20 protein-coding genes and 1 rRNA gene are annotated in these 22,355 nt (G+C 70.5%); 17 read left to right on the top strand and 4 right to left on the bottom strand.

Annotated features, from left to right (window positions below; translation table 11 throughout):
• Positions 1-80: 80 nt before the first annotated feature.
• From hflX to AAHF99_RS12620, 6 genes are all read left to right on the top strand, one after another.
• Positions 81-1,490 (top strand): GTPase HflX, encoded by a 1,410-nt coding sequence (gene hflX / locus AAHF99_RS12595; protein WP_342164673.1) that lies wholly within the window; start codon positions 81-83, stop codon positions 1,488-1,490.
• Positions 1,487-2,737 carry an adenylate/guanylate cyclase domain-containing protein gene (locus AAHF99_RS12600; protein ID WP_342164674.1) on the top strand — a complete coding sequence of 417 codons (1,251 nt, stop codon included), beginning with the start codon at positions 1,487-1,489 and terminating at the stop codon, positions 2,735-2,737. Before hflX ends, AAHF99_RS12600 begins: the two co-directional genes overlap by 4 nt.
• A gap of 106 nt (positions 2,738-2,843) precedes the next feature.
• On the top strand, positions 2,844-3,071 hold the full coding sequence (locus AAHF99_RS12605) for a hypothetical protein (protein ID WP_342164675.1): 228 nt from the start codon (positions 2,844-2,846) through the stop codon (positions 3,069-3,071).
• A gap of 95 nt (positions 3,072-3,166) precedes the next feature.
• Positions 3,167-4,054, top strand: a complete 888-nt coding sequence (locus AAHF99_RS12610) for a putative selenate ABC transporter substrate-binding protein (protein ID WP_342164677.1) — start codon at positions 3,167-3,169, stop codon at positions 4,052-4,054.
• A 14-nt stretch (positions 4,055-4,068) separates the two neighbouring features.
• Complete coding sequence (locus AAHF99_RS12615) at positions 4,069-4,734, top strand: ATP-binding cassette domain-containing protein (RefSeq protein ID WP_342164679.1); 666 nt, start codon at positions 4,069-4,071, stop codon at positions 4,732-4,734.
• Complete coding sequence (locus tag AAHF99_RS12620; RefSeq protein ID WP_342164681.1) at positions 4,734-6,233, top strand: PhnE/PtxC family ABC transporter permease; 1,500 nt, start codon at positions 4,734-4,736, stop codon at positions 6,231-6,233. Before AAHF99_RS12615 ends, AAHF99_RS12620 begins: the two co-directional genes overlap by 1 nt.
• On the opposite strand, the gene AAHF99_RS12625 is transcribed toward AAHF99_RS12620, so the two are convergent.
• Together AAHF99_RS12625 and AAHF99_RS12630 are read right to left on the bottom strand one after the other, a co-directional pair.
• Complete coding sequence (locus AAHF99_RS12625) at positions 6,234-8,441, bottom strand: TonB-dependent siderophore receptor (RefSeq protein ID WP_342164683.1); 2,208 nt, start codon at positions 8,439-8,441, stop codon at positions 6,234-6,236.
• Between the two features lie 231 nt (positions 8,442-8,672).
• Entirely contained in the window at positions 8,673-9,905 is a 1,233-nt protein-coding gene (locus tag AAHF99_RS12630) for an alpha/beta hydrolase (RefSeq protein WP_342164685.1), read from the bottom strand.
• A 239-nt stretch (positions 9,906-10,144) separates the two neighbouring features.
• On the opposite strand from AAHF99_RS12630, the gene AAHF99_RS12635 reads away from it, so the two are divergent.
• On the top strand, positions 10,145-10,285 hold the full coding sequence (locus AAHF99_RS12635; RefSeq protein WP_243951935.1) for a hypothetical protein: 141 nt from the start codon (positions 10,145-10,147) through the stop codon (positions 10,283-10,285).
• Positions 10,286-10,289: 4 nt separating this feature from the next.
• On the opposite strand, the gene AAHF99_RS12640 is transcribed toward AAHF99_RS12635, so the two are convergent.
• Positions 10,290-11,930 carry an acyl-CoA synthetase gene (locus AAHF99_RS12640; RefSeq protein ID WP_342164686.1) on the bottom strand — a complete coding sequence of 547 codons (1,641 nt, stop codon included), beginning with the start codon at positions 11,928-11,930 and terminating at the stop codon, positions 10,290-10,292.
• A 69-nt stretch (positions 11,931-11,999) separates the two neighbouring features.
• Positions 12,000-12,557 (bottom strand): PAS domain-containing protein, encoded by a 558-nt coding sequence (locus tag AAHF99_RS12645; RefSeq protein ID WP_342164687.1) that lies wholly within the window; start codon positions 12,555-12,557, stop codon positions 12,000-12,002.
• Positions 12,558-12,895: 338 nt separating this feature from the next.
• Between AAHF99_RS12645 and AAHF99_RS12650 the strand changes: the two genes are divergently transcribed.
• The 10 genes from AAHF99_RS12650 to AAHF99_RS12695 all read left to right on the top strand — a co-directional run.
• Positions 12,896-13,543: a ParA family protein gene (locus AAHF99_RS12650; protein ID WP_342164688.1), complete on the top strand. Its 648-nt coding sequence runs from the start codon at positions 12,896-12,898 to the stop codon at positions 13,541-13,543.
• Positions 13,527-13,868 (top strand): ribbon-helix-helix domain-containing protein, encoded by a 342-nt coding sequence (locus AAHF99_RS12655; protein WP_342164689.1) that lies wholly within the window; start codon positions 13,527-13,529, stop codon positions 13,866-13,868. The genes AAHF99_RS12650 and AAHF99_RS12655 overlap by 17 nt, the downstream gene beginning before the upstream one ends.
• Positions 13,869-14,124: 256 nt before the next feature.
• A complete protein-coding gene (locus AAHF99_RS12660; protein WP_342164691.1) occupies positions 14,125-15,321 on the top strand; it encodes a septal ring lytic transglycosylase RlpA family protein in 1,197 nt (398 codons plus the stop codon).
• A gap of 135 nt (positions 15,322-15,456) precedes the next feature.
• On the top strand, positions 15,457-16,677 hold the full coding sequence (locus AAHF99_RS12665; RefSeq protein ID WP_342164693.1) for a D-alanyl-D-alanine carboxypeptidase family protein: 1,221 nt from the start codon (positions 15,457-15,459) through the stop codon (positions 16,675-16,677).
• A gap of 16 nt (positions 16,678-16,693) precedes the next feature.
• Positions 16,694-17,371 carry a dTMP kinase gene (tmk, locus tag AAHF99_RS12670; protein WP_342164716.1) on the top strand — a complete coding sequence of 226 codons (678 nt, stop codon included), beginning with the start codon at positions 16,694-16,696 and terminating at the stop codon, positions 17,369-17,371.
• Complete coding sequence (locus AAHF99_RS12675) at positions 17,364-18,398, top strand: DNA polymerase III subunit delta' (protein ID WP_342164694.1); 1,035 nt, start codon at positions 17,364-17,366, stop codon at positions 18,396-18,398. Before tmk ends, AAHF99_RS12675 begins: the two co-directional genes overlap by 8 nt.
• A gap of 42 nt (positions 18,399-18,440) precedes the next feature.
• Positions 18,441-20,012, top strand: a complete 1,572-nt coding sequence (metG, locus tag AAHF99_RS12680) for a methionine--tRNA ligase (RefSeq protein WP_342164695.1) — start codon at positions 18,441-18,443, stop codon at positions 20,010-20,012.
• Between the two features lie 20 nt (positions 20,013-20,032).
• A complete protein-coding gene (locus AAHF99_RS12685) occupies positions 20,033-20,812 on the top strand; it encodes a TatD family hydrolase (RefSeq protein ID WP_342164717.1) in 780 nt (259 codons plus the stop codon).
• A 52-nt stretch (positions 20,813-20,864) separates the two neighbouring features.
• The gene (locus AAHF99_RS12690) at positions 20,865-21,668 is read left to right on the top strand and encodes an MBL fold metallo-hydrolase (RefSeq protein WP_342164697.1); all 804 of its coding nucleotides are present in this window, start codon (positions 20,865-20,867) and stop codon (positions 21,666-21,668) included.
• Positions 21,669-22,154: 486 nt separating this feature from the next.
• Positions 22,155-22,355, top strand: a 16S ribosomal RNA gene (locus AAHF99_RS12695); the annotation flags it as partial.

A 22,355-nucleotide genomic window follows, 5' to 3' on the forward strand; every position in this document is an offset into this window, starting at 1 on the left:
GCCTGCCGGTTGGCATCCGCCCCGCCCGCGCCCATATGAGCGTGAGCGAACAAGAGCGAACCGGCGAGCGCCATTCCTGCATGAGCGAGACTTTGACCTCGGGTGAGGCCCGCCTCCGGGCCCACGCGGCGCCCGAGGGCGAGATCGCCGCCTCGACCCGAACCCTGGTGATCGGCCCCTACCTCGCCCGCAACGCGGGTCCGGCGGGCCGGGTGGCCGCGCCCTCCCGCTCAGTGGAGGCGCGACTCGACGAGGCGACCGGCCTCGCCGCCGCCATCGAGCTCGACGTCACCCAGAGCCTGCCCATCACCCTGCCGCGCATCCGGCCCTCGACCTATCTCGGCAAGGGCCGGGTCGATGAGATCGCCGGGCTGGTCAAGGCCGAGGAGATCGGCCTCGTGGTGATGGATTGCGCCCTCTCGCCCGTGCAGCAGCGCAACCTCGAGAAGGCCTGGGGCGCCAAGGTCATCGACCGCACCGGCCTGATCCTGGAGATCTTCGGACGCCGCGCCTCCACCCGCGAGGGCACGCTGCAGGTCGAGCACGCCCACCTCGCCTACCAGAAGTCGCGCCTCGTCCGGTCCTGGACCCACCTGGAGCGCCAGCGCGGCGGCTTCGGCTTCCTCGGCGGCCCCGGCGAGACCCAGATCGAGGCCGACCGGCGGATGATCCAGGAGCGCATGACCCGCATCGAGCGCGACCTCGACGCCGTCGTGCGCACCCGCGGCCTGCACCGGCAGAGTCGGGCGCGGGTGCCGTACCCGATCGTGGCGCTGGTGGGCTACACCAATGCCGGGAAGTCGAGCCTCTTCAACACGTTGACCAAGGCCGAGGTCACGGCCAAGGACATGCTGTTCGCGACCCTCGACCCCACCGCGCGGGCGACCAAGCTGCCCCATGGCGAGACGGTGATCCTGTCCGACACGGTGGGCTTCATCTCCGACCTGCCGACCCCGCTCATCGCGGCCTTCCGCGCCACGCTGGAGGACGCCATCGAGGCGGACGTGTTGCTGCATGTGCGCGACGTCAGCCACGACGACAACGCGGCCCAGGCCGAGGATGTGGGGCAGGTGCTGCACGAGCTCGGCATCGACACGGCGGACGGCCGCCTCATCGAGGTCTGGAACAAGGCCGACCTGCTGGACGAGGACGAGCGCACGCGGCTCTTCAACCTCTCCGGCCAGGGCCGGGTGCGCAACGACCGCGACAGCGACGCGCCGGTCCTCGTCTCGGCGCTGACGGGGGAGGGGCTCGCCGCCCTCACCAGCCGGATCGAGGCGCGGATCGCGAAGTCGCGCACGAGCTTCGCGGTGTCCCTGCCGCCGGAGGACGGGGCCGCCCTGCACTGGCTCTACGAGAACGCCGAGATCCTCGACCGGCGCGCGGAGCCGGACGGGACGCTGCACCTCGCCGTGCGCGTCGCCCCCGAGAAGGAGCCGCGCTTCCTCAACCGCTTCGGCGGCGCCCGCCGCCTCGGGCGCGCCGGATGACACCGCCTGCGACGGTGGTCCCGGAGACCGCCCAGGACGCCGCCCTGCGGGTGATGCAGGAGGGTGGGCAGCCGCGTCTCACGGCGCTGCGGATCGTCATCCTCCTCGTGCTGCTCATGGCCGCCCAGGCCTATGACGGCTCCCTGCACGCCCTAAGCCACTGGTTCATCCTGGGCCTCTACGGCCTCGGCACGGTGTGGTTCGGGCTCGGCGAACGGGGGCGGAGCCGGTCCGCGACGGCCTATTCCTGGGCGGGAACCGGCCTCAACGCCGTGCTCGCGGTCTACGTCATCGTGGAGCACATGCTGGCCGGGGGCGGCACGGGAGAGGGCGCCGACGCGGTGAGCCGCCTGCCCGCCTACCTGCTCCTGCTGCAGACCGGCCTGAGCATGCAGGTGTCCCACACCCTGCTGTTCTGCGCCATCGTCACCGCGAGCTGGGTGGCCGCCTTCCTCGTGGGGCTCGCCTATCCGGGCCTGTTCCCCGGCTTGAACGGCGATGCGCCGATGCAGGTGATCGGGCTCGCGACCTTCGTCGCCACGGGCCTGCTCGTCATCGACGGCGTCACCCGCCTGCGCCGGGCCGTGGACCGGACGCTGGAGGTGGAGCGCGAGCGCGGGCGGCTCGCCCGCTTCGTGCCGAACGCCATCGCCCGGGACCTCGCCTTGGACGCGATGGGCCTCCACCGCCGCCATGCCTGCCTGCTGATCCTCGACATCCGGGGTTTCTCGGCCCTCAGCCAGCGGCATCCGCCGGGGGAGATGGTGGCCGCCCTGATGGCCGTGCGGGCGCAGACGCAGGGCGCGGTGGCCGCGCAGGGGGGCATGGTCGACAAGTATATCGGCGACGCGGTGCTGGCGCAGTTCATCACCGGCACGGCGGAGGAGCAGGCCCGCGCGGCGGCGGCCTGCGCCCTCGACATCCAGGCCCGCCTCGCGGCGGTGAATGCCCGGCGCCGGGCGGAGGATCGCTTCGAGATCCGCACCGCCACGGCGATCCATGCCGGCACCCTCCTCGTCGGCGTGTTCGATGACGGGGTGCGGGCCGAGTACACGGTACTCGGGCCGGCGATGAACATGCTGGCCCGCATCGAGGTCCGCGCCAAGGCCGCCGACCTCGCCATCGCCGCCTCGGAGGAGATCGTGCGCCTGCTGGGCGGTCCCTTCGCGACGCCGTTCCGGCCGCACCCGGTCCCCGGCACCGAGACCGAGCATGGCGCCCTCTACACGATCGACGCGGAATCGTAGTCCGCCTGAAAGATCGCCCTCCCGATCACGTTCCCGTGCGGCAGGAACTCCCTTGTGCGCGATTGGTTCGCCCGGGGCGGCGCGTGGCCGTGGAGCGTTCATTCCCATGAAGAAGACCATTCTCGGCGCGATGCTCGTCCTCGGGCTGGCCGCCGGCACCGCCGCCCCGTCCTTCGCCGCCCCCGGCGACGGCCTCGACCGGGACGCCGCCGCCCAGGGCAACGGCCGTTTCGGCAACATGCACAGCCAGGCCCAGATGGGCTCGCGGGCCACGATGATGCGCGGCCATGGGATGCGCCACCGTCACCATCATCACCGCCGCCATCGTCACTGATCGCTGAACCCGCCGGAGGCGCATTCCTCTCCGCCGCCGCGTGCTCTACGTGGAAGCGGCGGGGGCGTTGCCCTGCGCGCCGGGACGGGGGGATCATGGTCGGGATCGGACGAATCGCGCGGCTCGCCTGCGGGCTGCTGGCGGCGGGGCTCGCGCTGGCGGGGCCGGCCTCGGCCCAGACCAAGCCGCCCCTGGTCTTCACCGGCATCCCCGATCAGGACGAGAGCCGCCTCGTGGAGCGGTTCGGCAAGGTCGCGCAGTATCTGGAAGGCCAGCTCGGTGTGCCGGTGCGCTACGTGCCGGTGAAGAGCTACCCGGCGGCCGTCACGGCCTTCACCAACGGGCAGGTGCAGCTCGCGTGGTTCGGCGGCTTCACCGGGGTCCAGGCCCGCAAGGCGGTGCCGGGCTCGCAGGCCATCGCGCAGGGCGCCGAGGACGCGGCCTTCCGCTTCTACCTCATCGCCAACGCCGCCACGGGCCTGACCCGCGCGGCGGACTTCCCGAAATCCATCGCCGGCAAGACCTTCACCTTCGGCGCCCGCGCCTCGACCTCCGGCCGGCTGATGCCGGAATACCGGATCCGCGAGGCCTTCCCCGGCCAGAGCCCCGAGCAGGTCTTCTCCCGCGTCGGCTTCTCCGGCGACCATTCGCGCACGATCCAGCTCGTGCAATCCGGCGCGTTCGAGGTCGGCGCCGTCGACTTCTCGGTGTGGGACCTCGACAGCAAGGCCGGCAAGGTCGATCCCAAAGCCGTCTCGGTGATCTGGGAGAGCCCGCCCTTCCCCGATTACCAGTGGACGGTGCGCGGCGACGTGGACAAGACCTACGGCGCCGGCTTCACCGAGAAGCTTCGGGCGGCGCTGGTGGGCGTCACCGATCCGGCGATCCTCGAACCGTTCGGGCGCTCCAAGTTCATCCCCGTCACCAACGCCGCCTACGAACCGCTAATCGAAGTCGGCAAGGCGACGGGCCTGCTCGACTGATCCGGGACAGGCCGGTGTCCGAACCCCTCCTCGTCCTCAAGGGCGCGCGGGCCGCCTATGGCGGGCGCGAGGTGCTGTCGGGCATCGATTTGACGATCCGCGCGGGCGAGCGCGTCGCCCTGATGGGCCGCTCCGGCGCCGGCAAGTCCACCCTGCTCGGGCTGATCCGCGAGCGGATCCCTGAGCAGGTCGCCCTGGTGCCGCAGGCCGCCGCCCTGGTGCGGACCCTGACCGTGTTCCACAACGTCTACATGGGCCGGCTCGACCGCCGCTCGACCCTGCACAACCTGCGCACCCTGATCCGCCCGGCCAAGGCCGACATCGCCGCCGTGGAGGCGGTGCTCGGCCGCGTCGCCATGGCGGACAAGCTCTGGGCGCGGGCGGGGGAATTGTCCGGAGGGCAGCAGCAGCGGGTCTCGGTGGCCCGCGCCCTCTACAACGGCCGCCCGGTGCTGATCGGCGACGAGCCGGTCTCGGCGCTCGACCCACGCCAGGGGGCCGTCGTGCTGGCGACCCTGGCCGCGACCCACGGGACCCTGATCCTCGCCCTGCACGACATCGCCCTGGCGCTGGCGCAGGCCGACCGCATCGTCGTGCTGGAGGCCGGGCGCATCGTTCTCGACGCCCCGGCCTCCGAGGTCGATCCTGCCCGGCTCAGGCCGTTCTACGAGGCCGCCTGATGCGCCTCGCCCCGCGCGTGCCAGGCTATCGCGCGGTGAGCGGCGGGTTCGCCCTCGCCGCGCTGCTCTGCCTCGCCGTGGCGGACCTGCACGTCACCACCCTGCACCCGTTCGCGGAGCTCTCGCGGCTCCTCGCGGGGCTGATCCGGCCGGATGTCGGGTCCGTCGAGGGCTGGAGCGTCGTCTACACGGTGGCCTTCGCGGTGCTCGGCGTCGGGTGCGGGGCCGGGGCGGGGTTCCTGCTCGCCATCCCCTTCGCCCATTCGCGGATCGTGCGCGTGACCTGCGCCGCGTTGCGCTCGGTGCACGAATTGTTCTGGGCGCTGCTGCTGATGCAGGTCTTCGGCCTCTCGGCGACGACCGGGGTGCTGGCCATCGCGCTGCCCTATGCCGGCATCTGCGCCAAGGTCTATTCGGAGATCATCGAGGAGGCGGACCTCTCGGCCCTGCGCGTCCTGCCGCCGGGGACGGGGGCGGTCTCGGCCTTCGCCTATGCCCGCCTGCCCGACCTCGCCGGGCGCTTCGCGGACTACACCCTCTACCGCCTCGAATGCGGGATGCGCTCCAGCCTCGTGCTCGGGTTCATCGGCCTCCCGACCATGGGCTTCACCCTCGAATCCGCCTTCCGGCAGGGGCGCTATGCCGAGGCCGGGGCGCTGCTCCTCGTGTTCTACGCGCTGATCGGGACGCGGCGGCTCTGGGTGCGGCGCTGGAGCGTGCCGTTCCTGCTCGTCGGCGCCCTCCTAGCCCTGCCGCCCGCCATCGGCCATGCCGCGATCGGCCCGAGCCTCGTCCGCTTCTTCACCCACGACATCGTGCCCGCGCCGCTCCGGGGCGGGGAGGGGACTTGGATATCCCTCTGGGCGTGGTTCCGGCCGATCCTCACCGACCAGATCCTGCCCGGCGCCGCGCAGACCCTGGTGCTGGCGCAGATCGCCCTGGTGGCGACGGCGCTCGGGGCGCTGCTCCTGTTCCCCCTCACCGCCCGGCGCTTCACCGGGCCCCTGGGGCGGCCCTTCGGGCGGGTGCTCCTCGTCGTGGTGCGCTCCACGCCGGAATACATGCTGGCCTATCTCTGCCTGCAGCTGCTCGGCCCCTCGATGCTGCCGGCGATCATCGCCCTGTCGCTGCACAATGCGGGGATCATCGGCTACCTGATGGGCCGGCACGCCGACGCCATCCCCTACCGGCCCGACGCGCCGCGCGGCCTGAACCTCTACGCCTACGAGACCCTGCCCCGGCTCTACGGGCAGTTTCTCGCCTTCCTCCTCTACCGCTGGGAATTGATCCTGCGGGAGAGCGCCATCTTCGGCATCCTCGGGGTGACGACCCTCGGCTTCTACGTCGATGCCGCGATCTCGGAGCTGCGCCTCGACGTGGCCGTGGTGCTGATCGCGGCCACCGCCCTCATGACGATGGCCGTCGATGCGCTCTCGCGGGCCCTGCGCCGGGGCTTGCGGATCACCGACCTGCCGACGCGGCTCTCGGATCAGGCCTGATCACCACTTGTAGCTCAGGCTCGCCAGCACCCGGCGGGCGTCGCCGTAGAAGCACGAGTTGAAGGCTTGGCAGGAGGAGACGTAGCGGCGGTCGCCAATGTTCGTGGCGGTGACGGCGAGCCGCCAGCGGTCCCAGTTGTAATGGACCTGCGCGTCGAACAGCACGTAATCCGGCACCCGGTAGAGGTTGGCCGTGTCCGCGAAGGAGCGTCCGAAGTAGCGCACGCCGCCGCCGAAGCCGAAGCCGCGCAGGGCGCCCACGGGGATCGTGTAGTCGAAGAAGGCGTTGGCGAAGTTCTCCGGCACGTTCACCGGCACCTTGCCGAGGATGTCGGCGCCGCCGCGCTCGTTGGTGAGCCCGTAGATCGTGTAGGAGGCGGCGACGTCGAGGCCCTCGAACACGTTCGCCACCAGTTGCGCCTCGAAGCCCGTGGAGCGGACCTCGCCGAGCTGCACCTGGAACAGGGTGTTCACCGGGTCCGGCGTCAGGGTGTTCTTGCGGTGGATGTCGAAGCCGGCCAGCGTCAGGAAATAGCCCTGGCCCGGCGGCTCGAACTTCACGCCGCCCTCGATCTGCGTGCCCGTCTCCGGCTTGAACGTGTCGCTGAGGCGGCCGGTGCCGATCAGCGGCTGGAACGAGGTCGAGTAGCTGACATAGGGGGCGAGCCCGTTGTCGAAATTGTAGATCAGCGCCGTGCGGTAGGTCGTGCCGTTGTCGCTGCGGCCGGTATTGCCGAGGCCGTTGTTGAGCTTGTCGACCACCCGGTTGTCGGCGAAATCCTGGCGCCCGCCGAGCAGCAGGGTCAGCCGGTCGGTGATCTTGATCTGGTCCTGCACGTAGAGGCCGAGCTGCGTGAAGGTGTTGGAATTGATCAGGTACGGGCTCGGGATGCCGTCCGCGCCCGCATAGACCGGCGCCACGATGTTGAGGTTCGAGGCCGGGAACAGCGACGCCTGATTGTCGGTGAGGCGGTAATCCTTGTAGTCGAGCCCCATCAGCACGTCGTGGCGGAAGAACCCGTCCGAAAAGCGCGCCTCGGCCTGGTTGTCGACCTGGAAGATGTTCACGCGGGCATGGTCGCGGAACTGGTAGCGGGCGAGCTGGGTCTGGGTCGCGTCGCCGAAGGCGTAGCCGAGCTGGCCGATGTCGGAATTCTGGAAGCTCTCGCCGAACGAGTAGCGCAGGTTCTGGCGGAAAGCCCAGGTCTCGTTGAAGACGTGCTCGAACTCGTAGCCGAGGAAGGCCTGATCGCGCTGGTAGGTGTTGAGTTTGGCGTCGCCGACGTTGAGCGAGCGGGGGATGCGCAGGCCGAGCGCCTGGGGCCGCACCGTGCCGATATACGGCAGGAAGTTCGCCGTGACGGCGGTGTTGTCGTGCTGGAACGAGGTGAGCACCGTCAGGCTCGTCGCCCCGTCGGGGCGGTAGGTGACGCTCGGGGCGATGTAGTAGCTGTCGTCGGGGGCGCCATCGACCTGCGTACCGCCGTTCCGGCCGTAGCCAGTGACGCGGTAGAACCAGTGGCCCTCCTTATCGGCCGGGCCGCCGAAATCGTAGGCAGCGTATTTCTGGCCGAAGGAGCCGCCGCCGACCTCGACATACCCGAACGGCTCGGTGGTCGGCCGCTTGCTCACTTGGTTGACGATGCCGCCGGGGGAGCCCGCGCCGAACAGCACCGCCGCCGGGCCGCGCAGGATCTCGATCCGCTCCAGGCCGAACGTGTTCACGTTGAAGTAGCCGAAGCCGTAATTCAGCGTCTGCAGGCCGTCGCGGTAGATGCCGTAATCGCTGACGTTGAAGCCGCGCAGGTAGATGAAGGTGTTGCGCGTGTCGAAGCCGAACGAGCCAGAGAAGGCGCCGGCCACGTACTGCGTCGCCTGGGTCAGGGTCTGGGCGTTCTGCGTCTCGATCTGCTTTCGGCCGACCACGGTGATGGATTGCGGCGTCTCCACGAGCCGCGTGTTGGTCTTGGTGGCGGTGGCCGAGCGCGTCGCCACGTAGCCGGCGACCGGCCCACGCGGATCCTCGACGCCGGTGGGCGAGCCGATCGAGGCGCCCCCCGCCACCGGCCCCGTCACCCCGCCCGCGCCCCGGCTCTCGACGCTGATCTCGTCGAGCTGGACGCTCGCGCCGGCCCGCGGCGTGGCCTCCTGCGCGCGGGCGGCCGTCAGGGCGGCGAGGGAGGTGCCGGCGAGGATGAGGGCCCGCATGGCCCCCGTGCGTGTACGACCGACTTCCACTGCCTCACTCCTCGAACGGCCAGCCATCCCCGTTCACCGGGAGGTCCCGGTGCGGCTGCCGCGTTGTTTAGAACCATGATAAACTATTGCGCCGACTGCGCTTTTCAGAATGGGTACGTGGCAACGGCCACGCTCGCAAGGGCGATACGCGCGCTTCCCCAGGCCTGTGGCGAATCGATCACGCCCGCTCGGGGCGCCCCCTCACGGACGCACGCGCCCGGACAGCCAGCCCATCAGGGTGTCGGCGACGAGGTCGCTGTTCTTCTCGACCATGACCATGTGGCCGTTGCCCCGCACCCTCTGGTCGGCGAGGTGGATCACCTCGGGCTTGGCGCCGGCCTGGGCGAGGAAGGCGGCGGTGCAATCGTCGTAGGCCGCGTGGAAGGACGCCTCCGCCGTCACGATCACGGCGGGCACCTTGGCGATGTTGGGCAGGGTGCGGACGGGCTCCCCCTGCAGCCAGCAGCGGACCTGCCCGTCACCGGAAGGCTTGGCCTGCTGCACCACGGCGAGGTCCTCCGGCGTCTTCACCGGAGGCGCGAAGGTCAGGGGCATGCGGGTGATGCCGTAGGCGCGGGCGCGGCCCTCGCCGGTCTTCTCCCAGAAGTCCTTGCCGCCCCGGAACTTCACGTCGAAGAAGGGCGGTCCCCCCGGCTCGACGGCGATATGCGCCTTCACGAGGTCGGGGCGGGAATCCGACAGCGCCCAACCGAACAGCGCCCCCTGGCCGTGGGTGACGAGGATGACCGCGCCGGTCCGGTCGAGGAGGGCGCCGAGCGCGGTGTCGACCAAGTCCTCCGTCTGCTGGGAATTGGCGAGATAGGGGACCTGGCTCGCGAAATACTGGTCGAAGCTCGGGTTGCCCTGGACACCCGGCCCGCCGGCCCATTGGGTGTGCAGCTTGGCCTGCGGATAGAGGTCGTAGACCTCCGGCGCGGTGAAGGTGCGCTCCAGGTCGCGGGTGCCGAGGCGGTCGTAGGGACCGTAGACCTCCGGGTTGGTGCCGGAACGCCCGCGCCCGACCTGATCCACCACGTAGACCTGATAGCCCCATTCCACGAAGCGCTGCGCCCAGCCGGAGCGGCCGTCCGGCGTGGTCATGAAGTTGAGGCCGGTCTGGGCGAGGCCGTGGACCATCACCACGGGATAGGGCTGCGTGACCTTCGCGGGGGTGCGCACCTCCACGAACATCTGCCCGACCATCAGGGTCTTCTCGCCGACCTTCTGATAGCGGCCGCCGACGAAGAAGTAGCTCGCCCGCGTCACCGGATCGCCGGGCGCCGGGGCGGCGGGCTCGTTGGCGGGCCGGGCCACCGTGCCCTGCGCCAGGGCGGCGGAGGCGCCGAGACCTCCCGCGAAAAGGCCTCCCGCAACGATGAGGCCTGCGATCCGCGCCGCCGTCACCGCGCCGAAACCCCGCCCGTACCGACCCATCCGATCCCCCGCGTCATGCCGCGACCGTCGCGGGCACCTGTGAACGCGCACGGCCGCGCCACATATCCAATGACCGACGGCGATGCCTCGGATCTCGCTACGCGATCCGCATGACGATTCGTGTGGCGGGGGGGCTGCGTCACCGCATCCCCCGGTTGCATGCCCGCCTGACCGCTGGGGAATCTGGCGGAATCGGCCGGGGATCGCCACCTTGGGTTGGCGTATAGGAGGAACCTCACGTGGATCCCACACTCGCCCAGGCCGTCCTCGCTGCCGGACTCGCCGCGATCGGCCTTGCCGCGCTCCAGGCCTCCCTGGCCCCCCGCCGGATGCCGGTGCGGGTGAAGGCGAGCGCGTCCCGCCGCCCGCGCCGGGACTGAGCCGTCAGGCGCCGTCCGTGCCCTCCCGGGCGCGGGCGCGCAGGATGTATTTCTGCACCTTGCCGGTGGAGGTCTTGGGCAATTCGCCGAAGATCACGTGGCGCGGCAGCTTGTACGAGGCGAGCCGCCCCCGGCACCATTGGATGAGGTCGTCGGCGGAGGCCGAGGCCCCCGGCTTCAGCTCCACGAAGGCGCAGGGGGTCTCCCCCCATTTCGGGTCGGGCCGCGCCACGACGGCGGCGGCCGTCACCGCCGGATGCTTGAACAGGGCGTCCTCGACCTCGATCGAGGAGATGTTCTCGCCGCCGGAGATGATGATGTCCTTCGAGCGGTCCTTCAGCTGCACGTAGCCGTCCGGGTGCTTCACCCCCAGGTCGCCCGTGCGGAACCAGCCGCCCTTGAACGCGGCCTCCGTCGCGGCCGGGTTCTTGAGGTAGCCGCGCATCACGACGTTGCCGCGCATCATCACCTCGCCCATCGTCTTGCCGTCGGCGGGCACGGAGTCCAGCGTCTCGGGATCGCGGACGTCGAGGGCTTCGAGCACCGGATAGCGCACGCCCTGCCGCGCCTTCTTGGCCGCCCGCTGGTCCGAGGAGAGGGCGTCCCAGTCCGCGTGCCACGCATTGACGACCGCCGGGCCGTAGCTCTCCGTCAGCCCGTAGAGATGCGTGACGTCGAACCCCGCCTCGGACATGCCGGCGAGCACCGCCTCCGGCGGCGGGGCGGCGGCGGTGAAGAACGCCACCCGGTTGGAGAGGGGGCGCCGCTCCGCGTCCGAGGCGTTGATGAGGAGCTGCATCACCACCGGGGCGCCGCAGAGATGCGTGACGCCGTGCTCGGCCATCAGCCGGTACATGGCCTCGGCCCGCACCTGCCGCAGGCAGACATGGGTGCCGGCCACCACCGAGAGGGTCCAGGGGAAGCACCAGCCGTTGCAGTGGAACATCGGCAGGGTCCACAGATAGACCGGGTGCTGGCCGAGCCCGCCCGTCACCACGTTGCCGAGCGCCAGCAGGGCCGCGCCGCGATGGTGGTAGACCACGCCCTTCGGGTCGCCCGTGGTCCCGGACGTGTAGTTGAGCGAGATCGCGTCCCACTCGTCCGCGGGGAGGGGCCATTCCGCCTCCGGGTCCCCGGCGGCGAGGAGCGCCTCGTAGCCGAGTTCGCCCAGGGCCTCGCCGGGGCCGTCGTATTCGGGATCGTCCACGTCGATGACGAGGGGGGGCCGCGCCATCTCCGCCAGGGCCGGGCCGGCGATGCGGGAGAATTCCCGGTCGGTGATCAGGATCTTCGCCTCGCCATGCTCCAGGCAGAAGCGGATCGCGGCGGCGTCGAGGCGGGTGTTGAGGGTGTTGAGCACCGCCCCCGTCATGGGCACGCCGTAATGGCACTCGACCATCTCGGGGGTGTTGGCGAGGAGCACGGCCACCGTGTCGCCCCGGCCGATGCCCCTCGCCGCCAGCGCCGAGGCGAGGCGCCGGGCGCGGCCGTAGAGATCGGCATAGGTCCGGCGCAGCCCGCCATGGATCACCGCCACGTGGTCGGGGAAGACCCGCGCCGCCCGGTCGAGATAGAGGAGGGGGGTCAGCGGCTGGTAATTGGCCGCGACCCGGTCGAGATCCCGGTCGTAGATCGTGTCGCCCATCGTCCCCTCCGTCGTTGCCGGGGACGGTAGCGTGCCGGTGCCCGGCAGTTCAATCGCTTGAGGGCCGGCTCAGTGACGGGATTCGTCCTCGGGCTCCGGCAGGAAGCGGGCGAGCTCGAACCCGACCTCGATCATCAGGCGCTCGACGCGCTCGATCAGCACCGGGCGCTGCAGCGTCTGGGCGAGACCGCGCAGGGCGATGACGTGCTCGGCCATGCGGTTCATCACCTGCTCGGTCTGGAGCAGGCCGGCGGATTGCTCCTCCGTGCGGTCGATGGCGATGCCGCAGCCCTGGGCGACGGAGCCGGTGGCGTCGCGCTCGATCCGGCCGCGCATCACCAGGGTGCGGATGCCCGCCTGGGCGTCGCAGGTGCGGAACTCGGCCTCCACCGGGCCGCCGATCGCGCTGACGGCGTAGAGGTAGTTCTCGATCCGCACTCGGTCGTCGGGATGGGTGCGGTCGAGGAAGGTCGCCAGCGGCACGCCCTGCGCCGCCGCCACCGGATCGAGCCCGAGCAGACCGGGGAAGGCACCCGACAGGGAGAGGCAGCCCGCCCAGTGGTCGTGCACCCAGGTGCCCACGACGCCGGACGCCTTGAGCACGGATTGCGGGATCGTTGAGTCCATCGTCATCGTCCTGGCCGCTGTTTACCTGAGGTTAGTTTGCTCAAGGCTTCCGGCACCTGCTAGAACGACGCTACGTCATTCACTTCACACTGGAAAGCCCGCTCCAGCGATTCGCGGCCATTTCTAAACCTGAAGTATGATTTCCACCGAATTTTCCGCGCAGCCCGGCGGAGGCCGGGGCAGGGGCCCTTAACGAAGCATTAACCATGCTGGGACCAACTCAGGATCCTGACATCCTTGGATCTCAGGATCGCACAGGATGCAAAACGACGACCTCAGGTTGCACGGGGCCCGTGCCGTCCTGGCGTCGTTCCCGCGCGTGCAGGAGGACGTCCCGGATGAAAGCGCTGACCTTCGTCACCCAGAAGGGCGGGAGCGGCAAGAGTACGCTCTGCATCTCCCTGGCTGTCGCCGCCCGCGAGGCGGGGCATTCCGTCTGCATCCTCGAGATGGACCGTCAGGCCACCGTCTCGGACTGGCTCGACCACCGCACGGTGGAGGGGCCGGAGGTCGCGCAGATCGACGCCGCCCAATTGGAGCCGGTGATGGAGCGCCTGCGCGACTCGGCCTACGACTTCGTCTTCATCGACACGCCCGGCGTCGATTCCCCCGGCACCCTCTCCGCGATCCGCGCCGCCGACCTGTGCATCATCCCCTGCCGGCCGACCCCCGCCGACCTGCGCGCCTTCAAGCCGACGCTCGCCGCGATCTACCGGCTGGAGAAGAAGTTCGCCTTCGTCCTGAACCAGACCCCGCCCCGCTCCTACCGGGTGCGCGACGCCGCCGACGGCCTCGCCGTCCTGGGCATCCTGCCGGACGTGAACATCGTCGCCCGCACCGACCATCAGGACGCGATCGGCCTCGGCCTCGGCGTCACGGAGCTGAACCCGAAGGGGCAGGCCGCCACCGAGGTGCGCAAGCTCTGGTCCTGGATCGAGCGCCGCAGCCAGAACGCCCGGACGGACAAGCATGTCCAAGCCGCCTAAGCTCAGCCTCGCGGCCATCGTGGCGGCGGCCACGCCCCCGGAGCGCTCCGCCCCGGCCCGCGCCGTGACCTCCCTCCGCAGCGCCGAGATCGTCGCCCTCGCCCCCGCCGCCCGGCCGGAGCCCGTGCCCGAGACCCGGACGCTCAAGCAGCGCGCCCGCCAGATGTCCGTCTATCTGGAGCCGCCGGTCTACGATCAGCTGCGCGACCTCGCCCATGCCGAGCGCACCAAGATGCACGGCCTGATGCTGGAAGCCCTCGACCTGCTGTTCAAGCAGCGCGGTTCGCGCTCCATCGCCCAGCTGACGGAGCATCCCCCGCGCTGATTCCCCTGCCCTGAAAGCGGGATGAGCCTCGATCCTCGCGCAAAGCGCGAGGATGTCTTTTTCGGACGACCGGGAAGCCGCGTGCCTGCAGTCCCTTGCGAGCACAACCTCGCGTAGAGGTTGAAGCGGGGCAGTGGATCGTGGCGTGTCTGAGCGATCCGTTCAGTCTTCCTTTACGTCACACCGACAATTCTCCGCGGACCCGGTGCTGCCGGGCGACGTCCGGTTTTCACGCGTAGAGTTGGTGTCCCCGCGCATGACGCACCTTCGACCCGGGCGTTTGGCCCTGCGGTTCCTGGCCGTCTCGGGCGTGGCACTCGCCACCGCCAACTGCGCCTCGAACACCGCGACGAAGTTCGCCGCGACCGGCAACGGCGTCGATCCGAAATACGGGGTGAAGGCGAGCCCGCGTCTCTATAACGAGGGCGACACGATCCCCAAGGGTGGCGGACGCCGCTACACCGGCAAGCCCTACGTGGTCGCCGGCCAGACCTACGCCCCCCGCGAGAACCCGGCCGGCTACGTCCGCGAGGGTCTGGCCTCGTGGTACGGCTCCGCCTTCCACGGCCGGATGACGGCCAACGGCGAGGTGTTCGACCGCCATTCCATCGCCGCCGCCCACCCGACCCTGCCGCTCCCGAGCTACGTCCGGGTGACGAACCTCGAGAACCATTCCTCGATGATCGTGCGGGTGAACGACCGCGGCCCCTACCACGCCGGGCGCGTCATGGACGTCTCGGAGGAGACGGCCGAGGCCCTGGGCTTCCACCGCCGGGGCACCGCCCGGGTGCGGGTGGAGTATGTCGGCAAGGCGTCGCTTGCCGGCTCCGACGACCGCAAGCTCCTCGCCACCCTGCGCACGGACGGCCAGCCGGCCGGCTCGCGCTCGGCGGTGATGGTGGCCGATCTCGGCCCGGTGGAGGAGACGGAGAAGTTCAGCCGGGGGGCGACGCCGCTGGCCTACAAGCCGGCCCCCGAGCGGGACGAGGCCCCCGAGGAGGCGCCGCGCCGTCCCGTCCGCGCGCCGATCGTGCTGGCGAGCGCCGCCGTCTCCGTGCCGGCCGCCCTACAGCCCACCGCCAACCGCACGAAGGAATTCAAGCCGGCGCCGGTCCAGACGGCGGCGGTCAAGATCGCCCCGGTCAAGGTGGCGGCGGTCTCCGTCTCCGGCGGCAACCCGGCGGCACATGCGTCCGCCAAGGTCGCGTCCGCGCCGGCGACCCGCCTCGCCGCGGCGGCGCCCGAGCCCCACCGGCCGGCCGGGCGCGGCGTGCCCGCCGCGATGCCGGCCTCGGCCAAGCTCGCCATGGCCCAGCTCAGCGCCAAGGCGGCGCCAGCCGTCAAGGAGAGCGGCAAGGGAGTTGCGAAGCCGGTGGTGAAGCAGGCCGCGAAGACCCCCGAGCCGCCCGCGCGGTCCGGCGGGCACGGCACGCGCTACGCGGGCATCTACTAGGCGCCGCATTGCGGCAATTCGCGTTCGATCCCGGTGGGGAAACGCGATATGGTCACGCTCGTTGCCGCCTGAGTTGTTTCGCGCCGCAGGTTTCTGCCCCACAAGCGCGCGACGCAGACCCGCCGGAGATCCGCGATGCGCAGGACCGTTCTGTCTCTCCTGGCCGCCGGCGTCGCCACGGCGCTGGCTCTGGCCACGCCCGCGCGGGCGCAATCCTTTCAGACGGCGGCGCCGCACGCGATCCTCATCGACGCCGATTCCGGCTCGGTCCTGTTCGAGAAGGCCGCCGACGAGCGCTTCTCCCCGGCCAGCATGGCCAAGCTGATGACCACGGACATCGTGTTCGAGGCGCTGAAATCCGGCCGCCTGTCGATGGACACCGAGTTCACGGTGACGGAGGACGCCTGGAAGCGCGGCGGCGCCGGGGGCGGGGGCTCCTCGATGTTCGCGCAGGTGAACAGCCGCATCAAGATGTCGGACCTGCTGCGCGGGCTCATCGTCCAGTCGGGCAACGACGCGGCGATCACCATCGCCGAGAACATGGCCGGCACCGAGGAATCCTTCGCCGGGCTGATGAACCAGCGGGCCAAGGCGATCGGCCTGACGAACTCGACCTTCCGCAACGCCACCGGCTACTCGGCGCCCGACCAGAAGGTGACGGCCCGGGACATGGCGCGGCTCGCCATCCACCTGATCGACACCTACCCGGACCTTTACAAGATCTTCTCCGAGCGCGAGTTCACCTGGAACAAGATCCGCCAGCAGAACCGCAACCCGCTCCTCACCCTCGATATCGGCGCGGACGGGCTCAAGACCGGCTTCCTGGAGGAATCGGGCTACGCGCTGACCGGCTCGGCGGTGCAGAACGGGCAGCGCCTCGTCCTCGTCGTCTCCGGCCTCAAGACCGCGCGGGACCGCGCCTCGGAATCGCGCAAGCTGATGGAATGGGGGTTCCGCGCCTTCGAGCCCCGGCAGATCTTCGCCCCCGGCGAGACCGTGGCCGAGGCCTCGGTCTATGGCGGCGATGCCGGCTCGGTCCCCCTCGTGGCGAAGAAGCCGGTGCGGGTGCTCCTGCCGCGCGGCGCCAGCGACAAGGTCAGCGCCAGGGTCGTCTACCAGGGCCCCCTCGTCGCCCCCATCACCGAGGGACAGCAGGTCGGCGTGCTGCGGGTCCAGCGCGGCGACACCGTCGCCCTCGACCTGCCCCTCTATGCCGGCGCCTCGGTGGGGCAGGGCACCCTCAGCCAGCGGGCCATGGACGCGGCGCTGGAATTCGGCACCGGGCTGATGCGCAAGGCCTTCGACAAGGCCTCGGGCGCCAAGCCCGAGGACCGGGCCGCCGCCAACCCGTCGTGACCACGCGCCCGTGACGATGCAGGACCCGAAGCCCCCGAAGGGAGGCCTCTTCATCACGTTCGAGGGCGGGGAGGGGGCGGGCAAGTCGACCCAGGTCGCCCGCCTCGCGGCCACCCTGCGCGCCCGCACCGGCCGCCCGGTGGTGGTGACGCGCGAGCCCGGCGGCTCGGCCTATGCCGAGGAGATCCGCGCGGCCCTGCTCGCCGGGGCGGCCAAGCCCTACGGCCCCTTCGCGGAGGCCCTGCTGTTCAGCGCCGCCCGGCTCGACCATCTCGACCGGCTGATCCGCCCGGCTTTGGCCCGGGGCGAGACCGTGATCTGCGACCGCTTCAGCGATTCCACCCGCGCCTACCAGGGCGCGGCGGGCGGGCTCGACCCGTCCGTGCTCACCGCCCTGGAGCGGGTCGTGGTCGGCCCCACCCGGCCCGACCTGACCCTGATCCTCGACCTGTCGCCGGAGACCGGCCTCGCCCGCGCCGCCGCGCGGGGCGGGGAGGGACCGGACCGTTTCGAATCCGAGGCGCTGAGCTTCCATGCCCGCCTGCGCGCCGCCTTCCTCACCATCGCCGCGTACGAGCCGGAGCGCTGCGCGGTGATCGACGCCACCGCCGATCCGGATACCGTCGAGGCCGCCATCGCCGCCACCGTCGCCGCGCGCCTGCCGGCCCTGGCCGGGGAGGGCGCCCATGGCTGAGGCGGCGGACGAGGAGATCGGCGACCGGTCGGGCATCCCCCGCCCCCGCGAGACCGCGACGCTGATCGGCCATGGCGCCGCCGAGGCCGCCTTCGCGGAGGGCATCGCCGCCGGCCGGCTGCACCATGCGTGGCTGATCGGCGGCCCCCAGGGCATCGGCAAGGCGACGCTGGCCTACCGGGTGGCCCGGCGGCTTCTGGCCTATCCGCAGGGCACCGGGCCGGCGGGCCTGGCGATCCCCGACAACCACCCGATCCACGGGCAGGTGGCGGGCCTGTCGCATCCGAACCTCGTGGCCCTGCGCCGTCACAAGGCTCACGGGGCCAAGACCCTGCCGACCAAGATCTCCGTCGACATGGTGCGCAAGGCGCTGGACCTCTTCGCCTCCACCGCCACCGATTCCGGGTGGCGGATCTGCGTGGTGGACAGCGCCGAGGACCTGAACGCCAACGCCGCCAACGCCCTGCTCAAGGTGCTGGAGGAGCCGCCGCCGCGCGCCCTGTTCCTGATCCTCGCCCACCAGCCCGGCCGGCTGCTGCCGACGATCCGCTCCCGCTGCCGGGCGATGATCCTGCGCCCCCTGGCGGACGGGGAGGTCGCGGAGGCGATCCGCGCCCTGCCCTTCGCCCAGCCGGAGGAGTCCACCCTGGCGCGGGCCATCGGCCTCGCGGAGGGCTCGGTGGGCCGGGCGCTCGGCCTCGTGGATCCCGTCACCGCCGGCCTCGTCGCGGAGGTCGAGACCCTGCTGTCGCGCGCCGCCAACCCCGATTGGGGTCGGGTGCTCAAGCTCGCCGAGACGCTGGCCGGGCGCGACGGCGAGGAGCGTTTCGCCGCCGCCGGCGACGCGGTGCTGCGCTTCGTCTCCAGCGAACTCGACCGGCGGCAGGGAGAGCCGGTGCAGCGCCTTGCGGCGCTCGTGGAGGTGTGTGAGAAGTTCGCCCGCAGCGCCCGGGAGGCCGCTTCCTACAACCTCGACCGCCGGCCCGTCGTCCTGTCGCTCTTCGCCGACCTGAGCCGGGCGGGGTGACGGAGCGGGGCGTCCCGGGTCCCTCGATCAGCGGACGCGAGCGTGACGGACGGCCCTTCCCCCCGCAAGACCTTCAGCCTCTCGACGGCGATCTCCTACCCGAACGGCGCGCCGCATATCGGCCACGCCTACGAGGTGATCGCCACCGACGCCATCGCCCGCTTTCACCGGCTGGACGGCTACGACGTGCTGTTCTCCACCGGCACGGACGAGCACGGCCTCAAGATCCAGCAGGCGGCGACCAAGGCGGGCATCACCCCGCGCGACTACGTGGACGGCACCTCCGCGAAGTTCCGCGCGATGGCCGACCGGATGGGCTGCTCCTACGACCGGTTCATCCGCACCACCGAGCCCGCCCATTACGAGGCCGCCCAGGCGATCTGGCGCCGGATGGAGGCCAACGGCGACATCTATCTCGACAAGTACGCCGGCTGGTACTCGGTGCGCGACGAGGCCTATTACGACGAGGCCGAGACCCGGCTGCTGGAGGACGGCTCCCGCCGCTCGATTGCTACCGACACGCCCGTCGTCTGGATGGAGGAAGAGAATTTTCTTTTCAGGCTCTCCGCCTATCAGGACAGGCTGCTCAAGCTCTACGAAGACCAGCCGACCTTCATCGGGCCGGACACCCGCCGCAACGAGGTGGCGAGCTTCGTCCGCGCCGGGCTCAAGGACCTCTCGGTCAGCCGCACCAACTTCGATTGGGGCGTGCCGGTGCCGGAGCATCCCGGCCACGTCATGTATGTCTGGGTCGATGCCCTCACCAACTACCTGACGGTGACCGGCTTCCCCGACGAGGCGAGCCTCGGAAAAAAATTCTGGCCGATGGACCTGCACGTCATCGGCAAGGACATCGTGCGCTTCCACGCGGTCTACTGGCCCGCCTTCCTGATGGCGGCCGGGCTGCCCCTGCCCAAGCGCGTGTTCGGCCACGGCTTCTTCCTGAGCAAGGGGGAGAAGATGTCGAAGTCGCTCGGCAACGTGGTCGATCCGTTCGACCTCGCCGACACGTTCGGCGTCGATGCCGTGCGCTATTTCTGCCTGCGCGAGGCGCCCTTCGGCGGCGACGGCAATTACGACCACCCGGCGATCATCAACCGCATCAACGCCGACCTCGCCAACGACCTCGGCAACCTCGCCCAGCGCTCCCTCTCGATGGTGGGCAAGAACTGCGACGCCGCCGTACCGGAGCCGGGCGAGTTGGCCGAGGTCGACCGGCAGATGCTGGCCCAGGCCGATGCGCTCGCCGACAAGGCGCGGGGCCTGATGAAGGACCTCGCGCTCCACGCGATCCTCGCGGAGATCTGGGCGGTGGTGGCCGAGGCGAACCGCTACTTCGCGGGCCAGGAGCCGTGGAAGCTGCGCAAGAGCGATCCGGCGCGGATGAACGCGGTGCTCTACACCACCCTGGAGACGATCCGCTCCGTCGCCATCCTCGTGCAGCCCTTCGTGCCGGAATCTTCGGGCAAGCTCCTCGACCTGCTGGCGGTGCCGGAGGAGGCCCGGACCTTCGCGCAGCTCGGGGAGGGCGGCCGCCTCAAGGCCGGCACGCCCCTGCCCGCCCCGAGCCCGGTCTTCCCCCGCTTCGAGCGGCCGGAGGCGCCGGCAGCGTGATCTCTCTTTCCTCCGATACCATGCTGATCGACAGCCACTGTCATCTCGACTTCCCCGACTTCGCCAGCGACCTGGCCGACGTGATCGCCCGCGCCCGGGATGCGGGCGTCGGGGGGATGCTCACCATCTCGACCCGCGTCGCGAAGGTCGCGACCTACCGGGCCATCGCCGAGGCGCACCCGGAGGTGTGGTTCACGGTGGGCACCCATCCCGATGGGGCAGGGGAGGAGCCCGACACGCCGCCCGAGACCATCGCGGCGCTCGCCGACCATCCGCGCTGCGTCGGCATCGGCGAGGCGGGGCTCGACTACCACTATCCCGACGCGGCCCCCGCCGCCGTGCAGGAGGGTGTGCTGCGCGCCCATATCGAGGCTTCGCGGCAGGCGGGGCGCCCCCTCGTCATCCATGCCCGGGACGCGGACGCGCATATGGAGCAGGTGCTGACGCAGGAGATGGCCAGGGCGCCGTTCCGGGCGGTGCTGCACTGCTTCTCCTCCGGCGCCCGGCTCGCCGAGGTGGGGGTGGAGATCGGCCTGTACGTCTCCTTCTCGGGGATCGTGACCTTCCGCCGCTCGCACGCGCTGCGCGACATCGCCCGCAAGGTCCCGCAGGACCGGATCCTCGTGGAGACCGACGCGCCCTTCCTGGCGCCGGAGCCCCATCGCGGACGCACCAACGAGCCGGCCTACACCGCCCACACCGCGCGCTCGCTGGCCGCGACCCTCGACCTGCCGGAAGAGGAGCTGGCGCGGATCACCACGGCCAATTTCTTCCGCCTCTTCGACCGGGCGCAGGCCTGACGGGCGTGACAGGCGCCGCCCTCCCGCGATACGACCGGCCAGGGAGATCCGGATGGCGACGCTGACCCTGCGTATCCTTGGTTGCGGCTCGTCCGGCGGCGTACCGCGCGTCGGCAGCGGCTGGGGCGCCTGCGATCCGAACGAACCGCGCAACCGCCGCCGCCGCTGCTCCATCCTCGTGGAGCGTGAAGGGGAGGGGGGCCGCACCAGCGTCCTCGTGGACACCTCCCCCGACCTGCGCGAACAGCTCCTCGATGCGGGGACCGACCGGCTCGATGCGGTGCTGTTCACCCATTCCCATGCCGACCACACCCACGGGATCGATGATCTGCGCCCGCTGGTGATCCGCATGCGCGGGCGCATCCCGGTCTATGCCGACGCCCGCACCCGGGACCTGCTCACCGCCCGGTTCGGCTATTGCTTCGTCCGGCCGGAGGGCAGCGACTATCCGCCGATCCTCGACCTGCACGACCTCGCCCATGAGGGGAGGGTGGCCGTCGAGGGGCCGGGCGGCGCGGTGGAGGCGGAGCCCCTTCCCGTAGAGCACGGCAACGAGCCGGCGCTCGGCTTTCGCTTCGGCGGAGTGGCCTACATGCCTGATGTCAGCCTGATCCCGCCCCGGAGCCTGGAGCGCCTCTACGGGCTCGACCTGCTCATCATCGACGCCCTGCGGGACACCCCGCACCCGACCCATTTCTCCGTCACCGACGCGTTGGACCTCATCGCGCAGGTGAAGCCGGGGAGGGCGGTGCTCACCAACCTCCACACCGATCTCGACTATGCCGCCCTCGCCGCGCGCCTGCCGGAGACCGTGGTGCCGGCCTATGACGGGCTGGTCCTCACCATCCCCGCGTGAGGGCTGCGACAGGCTGCGGCGCGGGATTCGGCATTTTCGCGTAAATCGCTGTTGACGACCCTGAGCCGACTGCGTATACCCCTGTTCATCGGCGCCGGCCGCGGAAGCGAACCGGACGCTGCACTGTCTGTCTCTGGTGCTGCTGATGTAGCGCTGAGGCGGGCGACCTTACCGAACAATCGAATGGGACGTGCCTGGCGGTGGTTTAAGCCGGGTGTGGGTCGGTTCGTGAGTTTCGTAAGGTATGAGGTCTCCGCCACCGGGTCAACCGGCGATCAGCTCTTTGACATTGTGATATGAGGAAGGGAGACGCGGACGGCGTACTCGACTGTCCTTGCGGATCTGGCTTTTGCCGGATCGTGAGAGACGAGACGCTGATCTGTTGGATCTCCTTTTGAGCTCACCGAGCCTTTCGCTGTGAAGCGACTGAGTTCGATGTGAGGCTCCGTCTGAGATTTATACGTGATCAGCTGAGATCAATCTCTTTAACGTGAGAGTTTGATCCTGGCTCAGAGCGAACGCTGGCGGCAGGCTTAACACATGCAAGTCGAGCGGGCACTTTCGGGTGTCAGCGGCGGACGGGTGAGTAACGCGTGGGAACGTGCCTTCTGGTTCGGAATAACTCAGGGAAACTTGAGCTAATACCGGATACGCCCTTTTGGGGAAAGGTTTACTGCCGGAAGATCG

This window comes from Methylobacterium litchii (assembly GCF_038442315.1).
In the GTDB taxonomy this organism is placed as follows: Bacteria; Pseudomonadota; Alphaproteobacteria; order Rhizobiales; family Beijerinckiaceae; genus Methylobacterium; species Methylobacterium litchii.

What these genes read in the sequence shown, in the direction of transcription:
- AAHF99_RS12690 (WP_342164697.1), top strand. Translation starts at nt 20,865, where the DNA reads ATGGCGACGCTGACCCTGCGTATCCTTGGTTGCGGCTCGTCCGGCGGC.
- AAHF99_RS12600 (WP_342164674.1), top strand. Translation starts at nt 1,487, where the DNA reads ATGACACCGCCTGCGACGGTGGTCCCGGAGACCGCCCAGGACGCCGCC.
- AAHF99_RS12685 (WP_342164717.1), top strand. Translation starts at nt 20,033, where the DNA reads ATGCTGATCGACAGCCACTGTCATCTCGACTTCCCCGACTTCGCCAGC.
- AAHF99_RS12625 (WP_342164683.1), bottom strand. Translation starts at nt 8,441, where the DNA reads ATGCGGGCCCTCATCCTCGCCGGCACCTCCCTCGCCGCCCTGACGGCC.
- AAHF99_RS12655 (WP_342164689.1), top strand. Translation starts at nt 13,527, where the DNA reads ATGTCCAAGCCGCCTAAGCTCAGCCTCGCGGCCATCGTGGCGGCGGCC.
- AAHF99_RS12650 (WP_342164688.1), top strand. Translation starts at nt 12,896, where the DNA reads ATGAAAGCGCTGACCTTCGTCACCCAGAAGGGCGGGAGCGGCAAGAGT.
- AAHF99_RS12620 (WP_342164681.1), top strand. Translation starts at nt 4,734, where the DNA reads ATGCGCCTCGCCCCGCGCGTGCCAGGCTATCGCGCGGTGAGCGGCGGG.
- AAHF99_RS12665 (WP_342164693.1), top strand. Translation starts at nt 15,457, where the DNA reads ATGCGCAGGACCGTTCTGTCTCTCCTGGCCGCCGGCGTCGCCACGGCG.
- AAHF99_RS12645 (WP_342164687.1), bottom strand. Translation starts at nt 12,557, where the DNA reads ATGGACTCAACGATCCCGCAATCCGTGCTCAAGGCGTCCGGCGTCGTG.
- AAHF99_RS12640 (WP_342164686.1), bottom strand. Translation starts at nt 11,930, where the DNA reads ATGGGCGACACGATCTACGACCGGGATCTCGACCGGGTCGCGGCCAAT.
- hflX (WP_342164673.1), top strand. Translation starts at nt 81, where the DNA reads ATGAGCGAGACTTTGACCTCGGGTGAGGCCCGCCTCCGGGCCCACGCG.
- AAHF99_RS12630 (WP_342164685.1), bottom strand. Translation starts at nt 9,905, where the DNA reads ATGGGTCGGTACGGGCGGGGTTTCGGCGCGGTGACGGCGGCGCGGATC.
- AAHF99_RS12605 (WP_342164675.1), top strand. Translation starts at nt 2,844, where the DNA reads ATGAAGAAGACCATTCTCGGCGCGATGCTCGTCCTCGGGCTGGCCGCC.
- tmk (WP_342164716.1), top strand. Translation starts at nt 16,694, where the DNA reads ATGCAGGACCCGAAGCCCCCGAAGGGAGGCCTCTTCATCACGTTCGAG.
- AAHF99_RS12610 (WP_342164677.1), top strand. Translation starts at nt 3,167, where the DNA reads ATGGTCGGGATCGGACGAATCGCGCGGCTCGCCTGCGGGCTGCTGGCG.
- AAHF99_RS12660 (WP_342164691.1), top strand. Translation starts at nt 14,125, where the DNA reads ATGACGCACCTTCGACCCGGGCGTTTGGCCCTGCGGTTCCTGGCCGTC.
- AAHF99_RS12675 (WP_342164694.1), top strand. Translation starts at nt 17,364, where the DNA reads ATGGCTGAGGCGGCGGACGAGGAGATCGGCGACCGGTCGGGCATCCCC.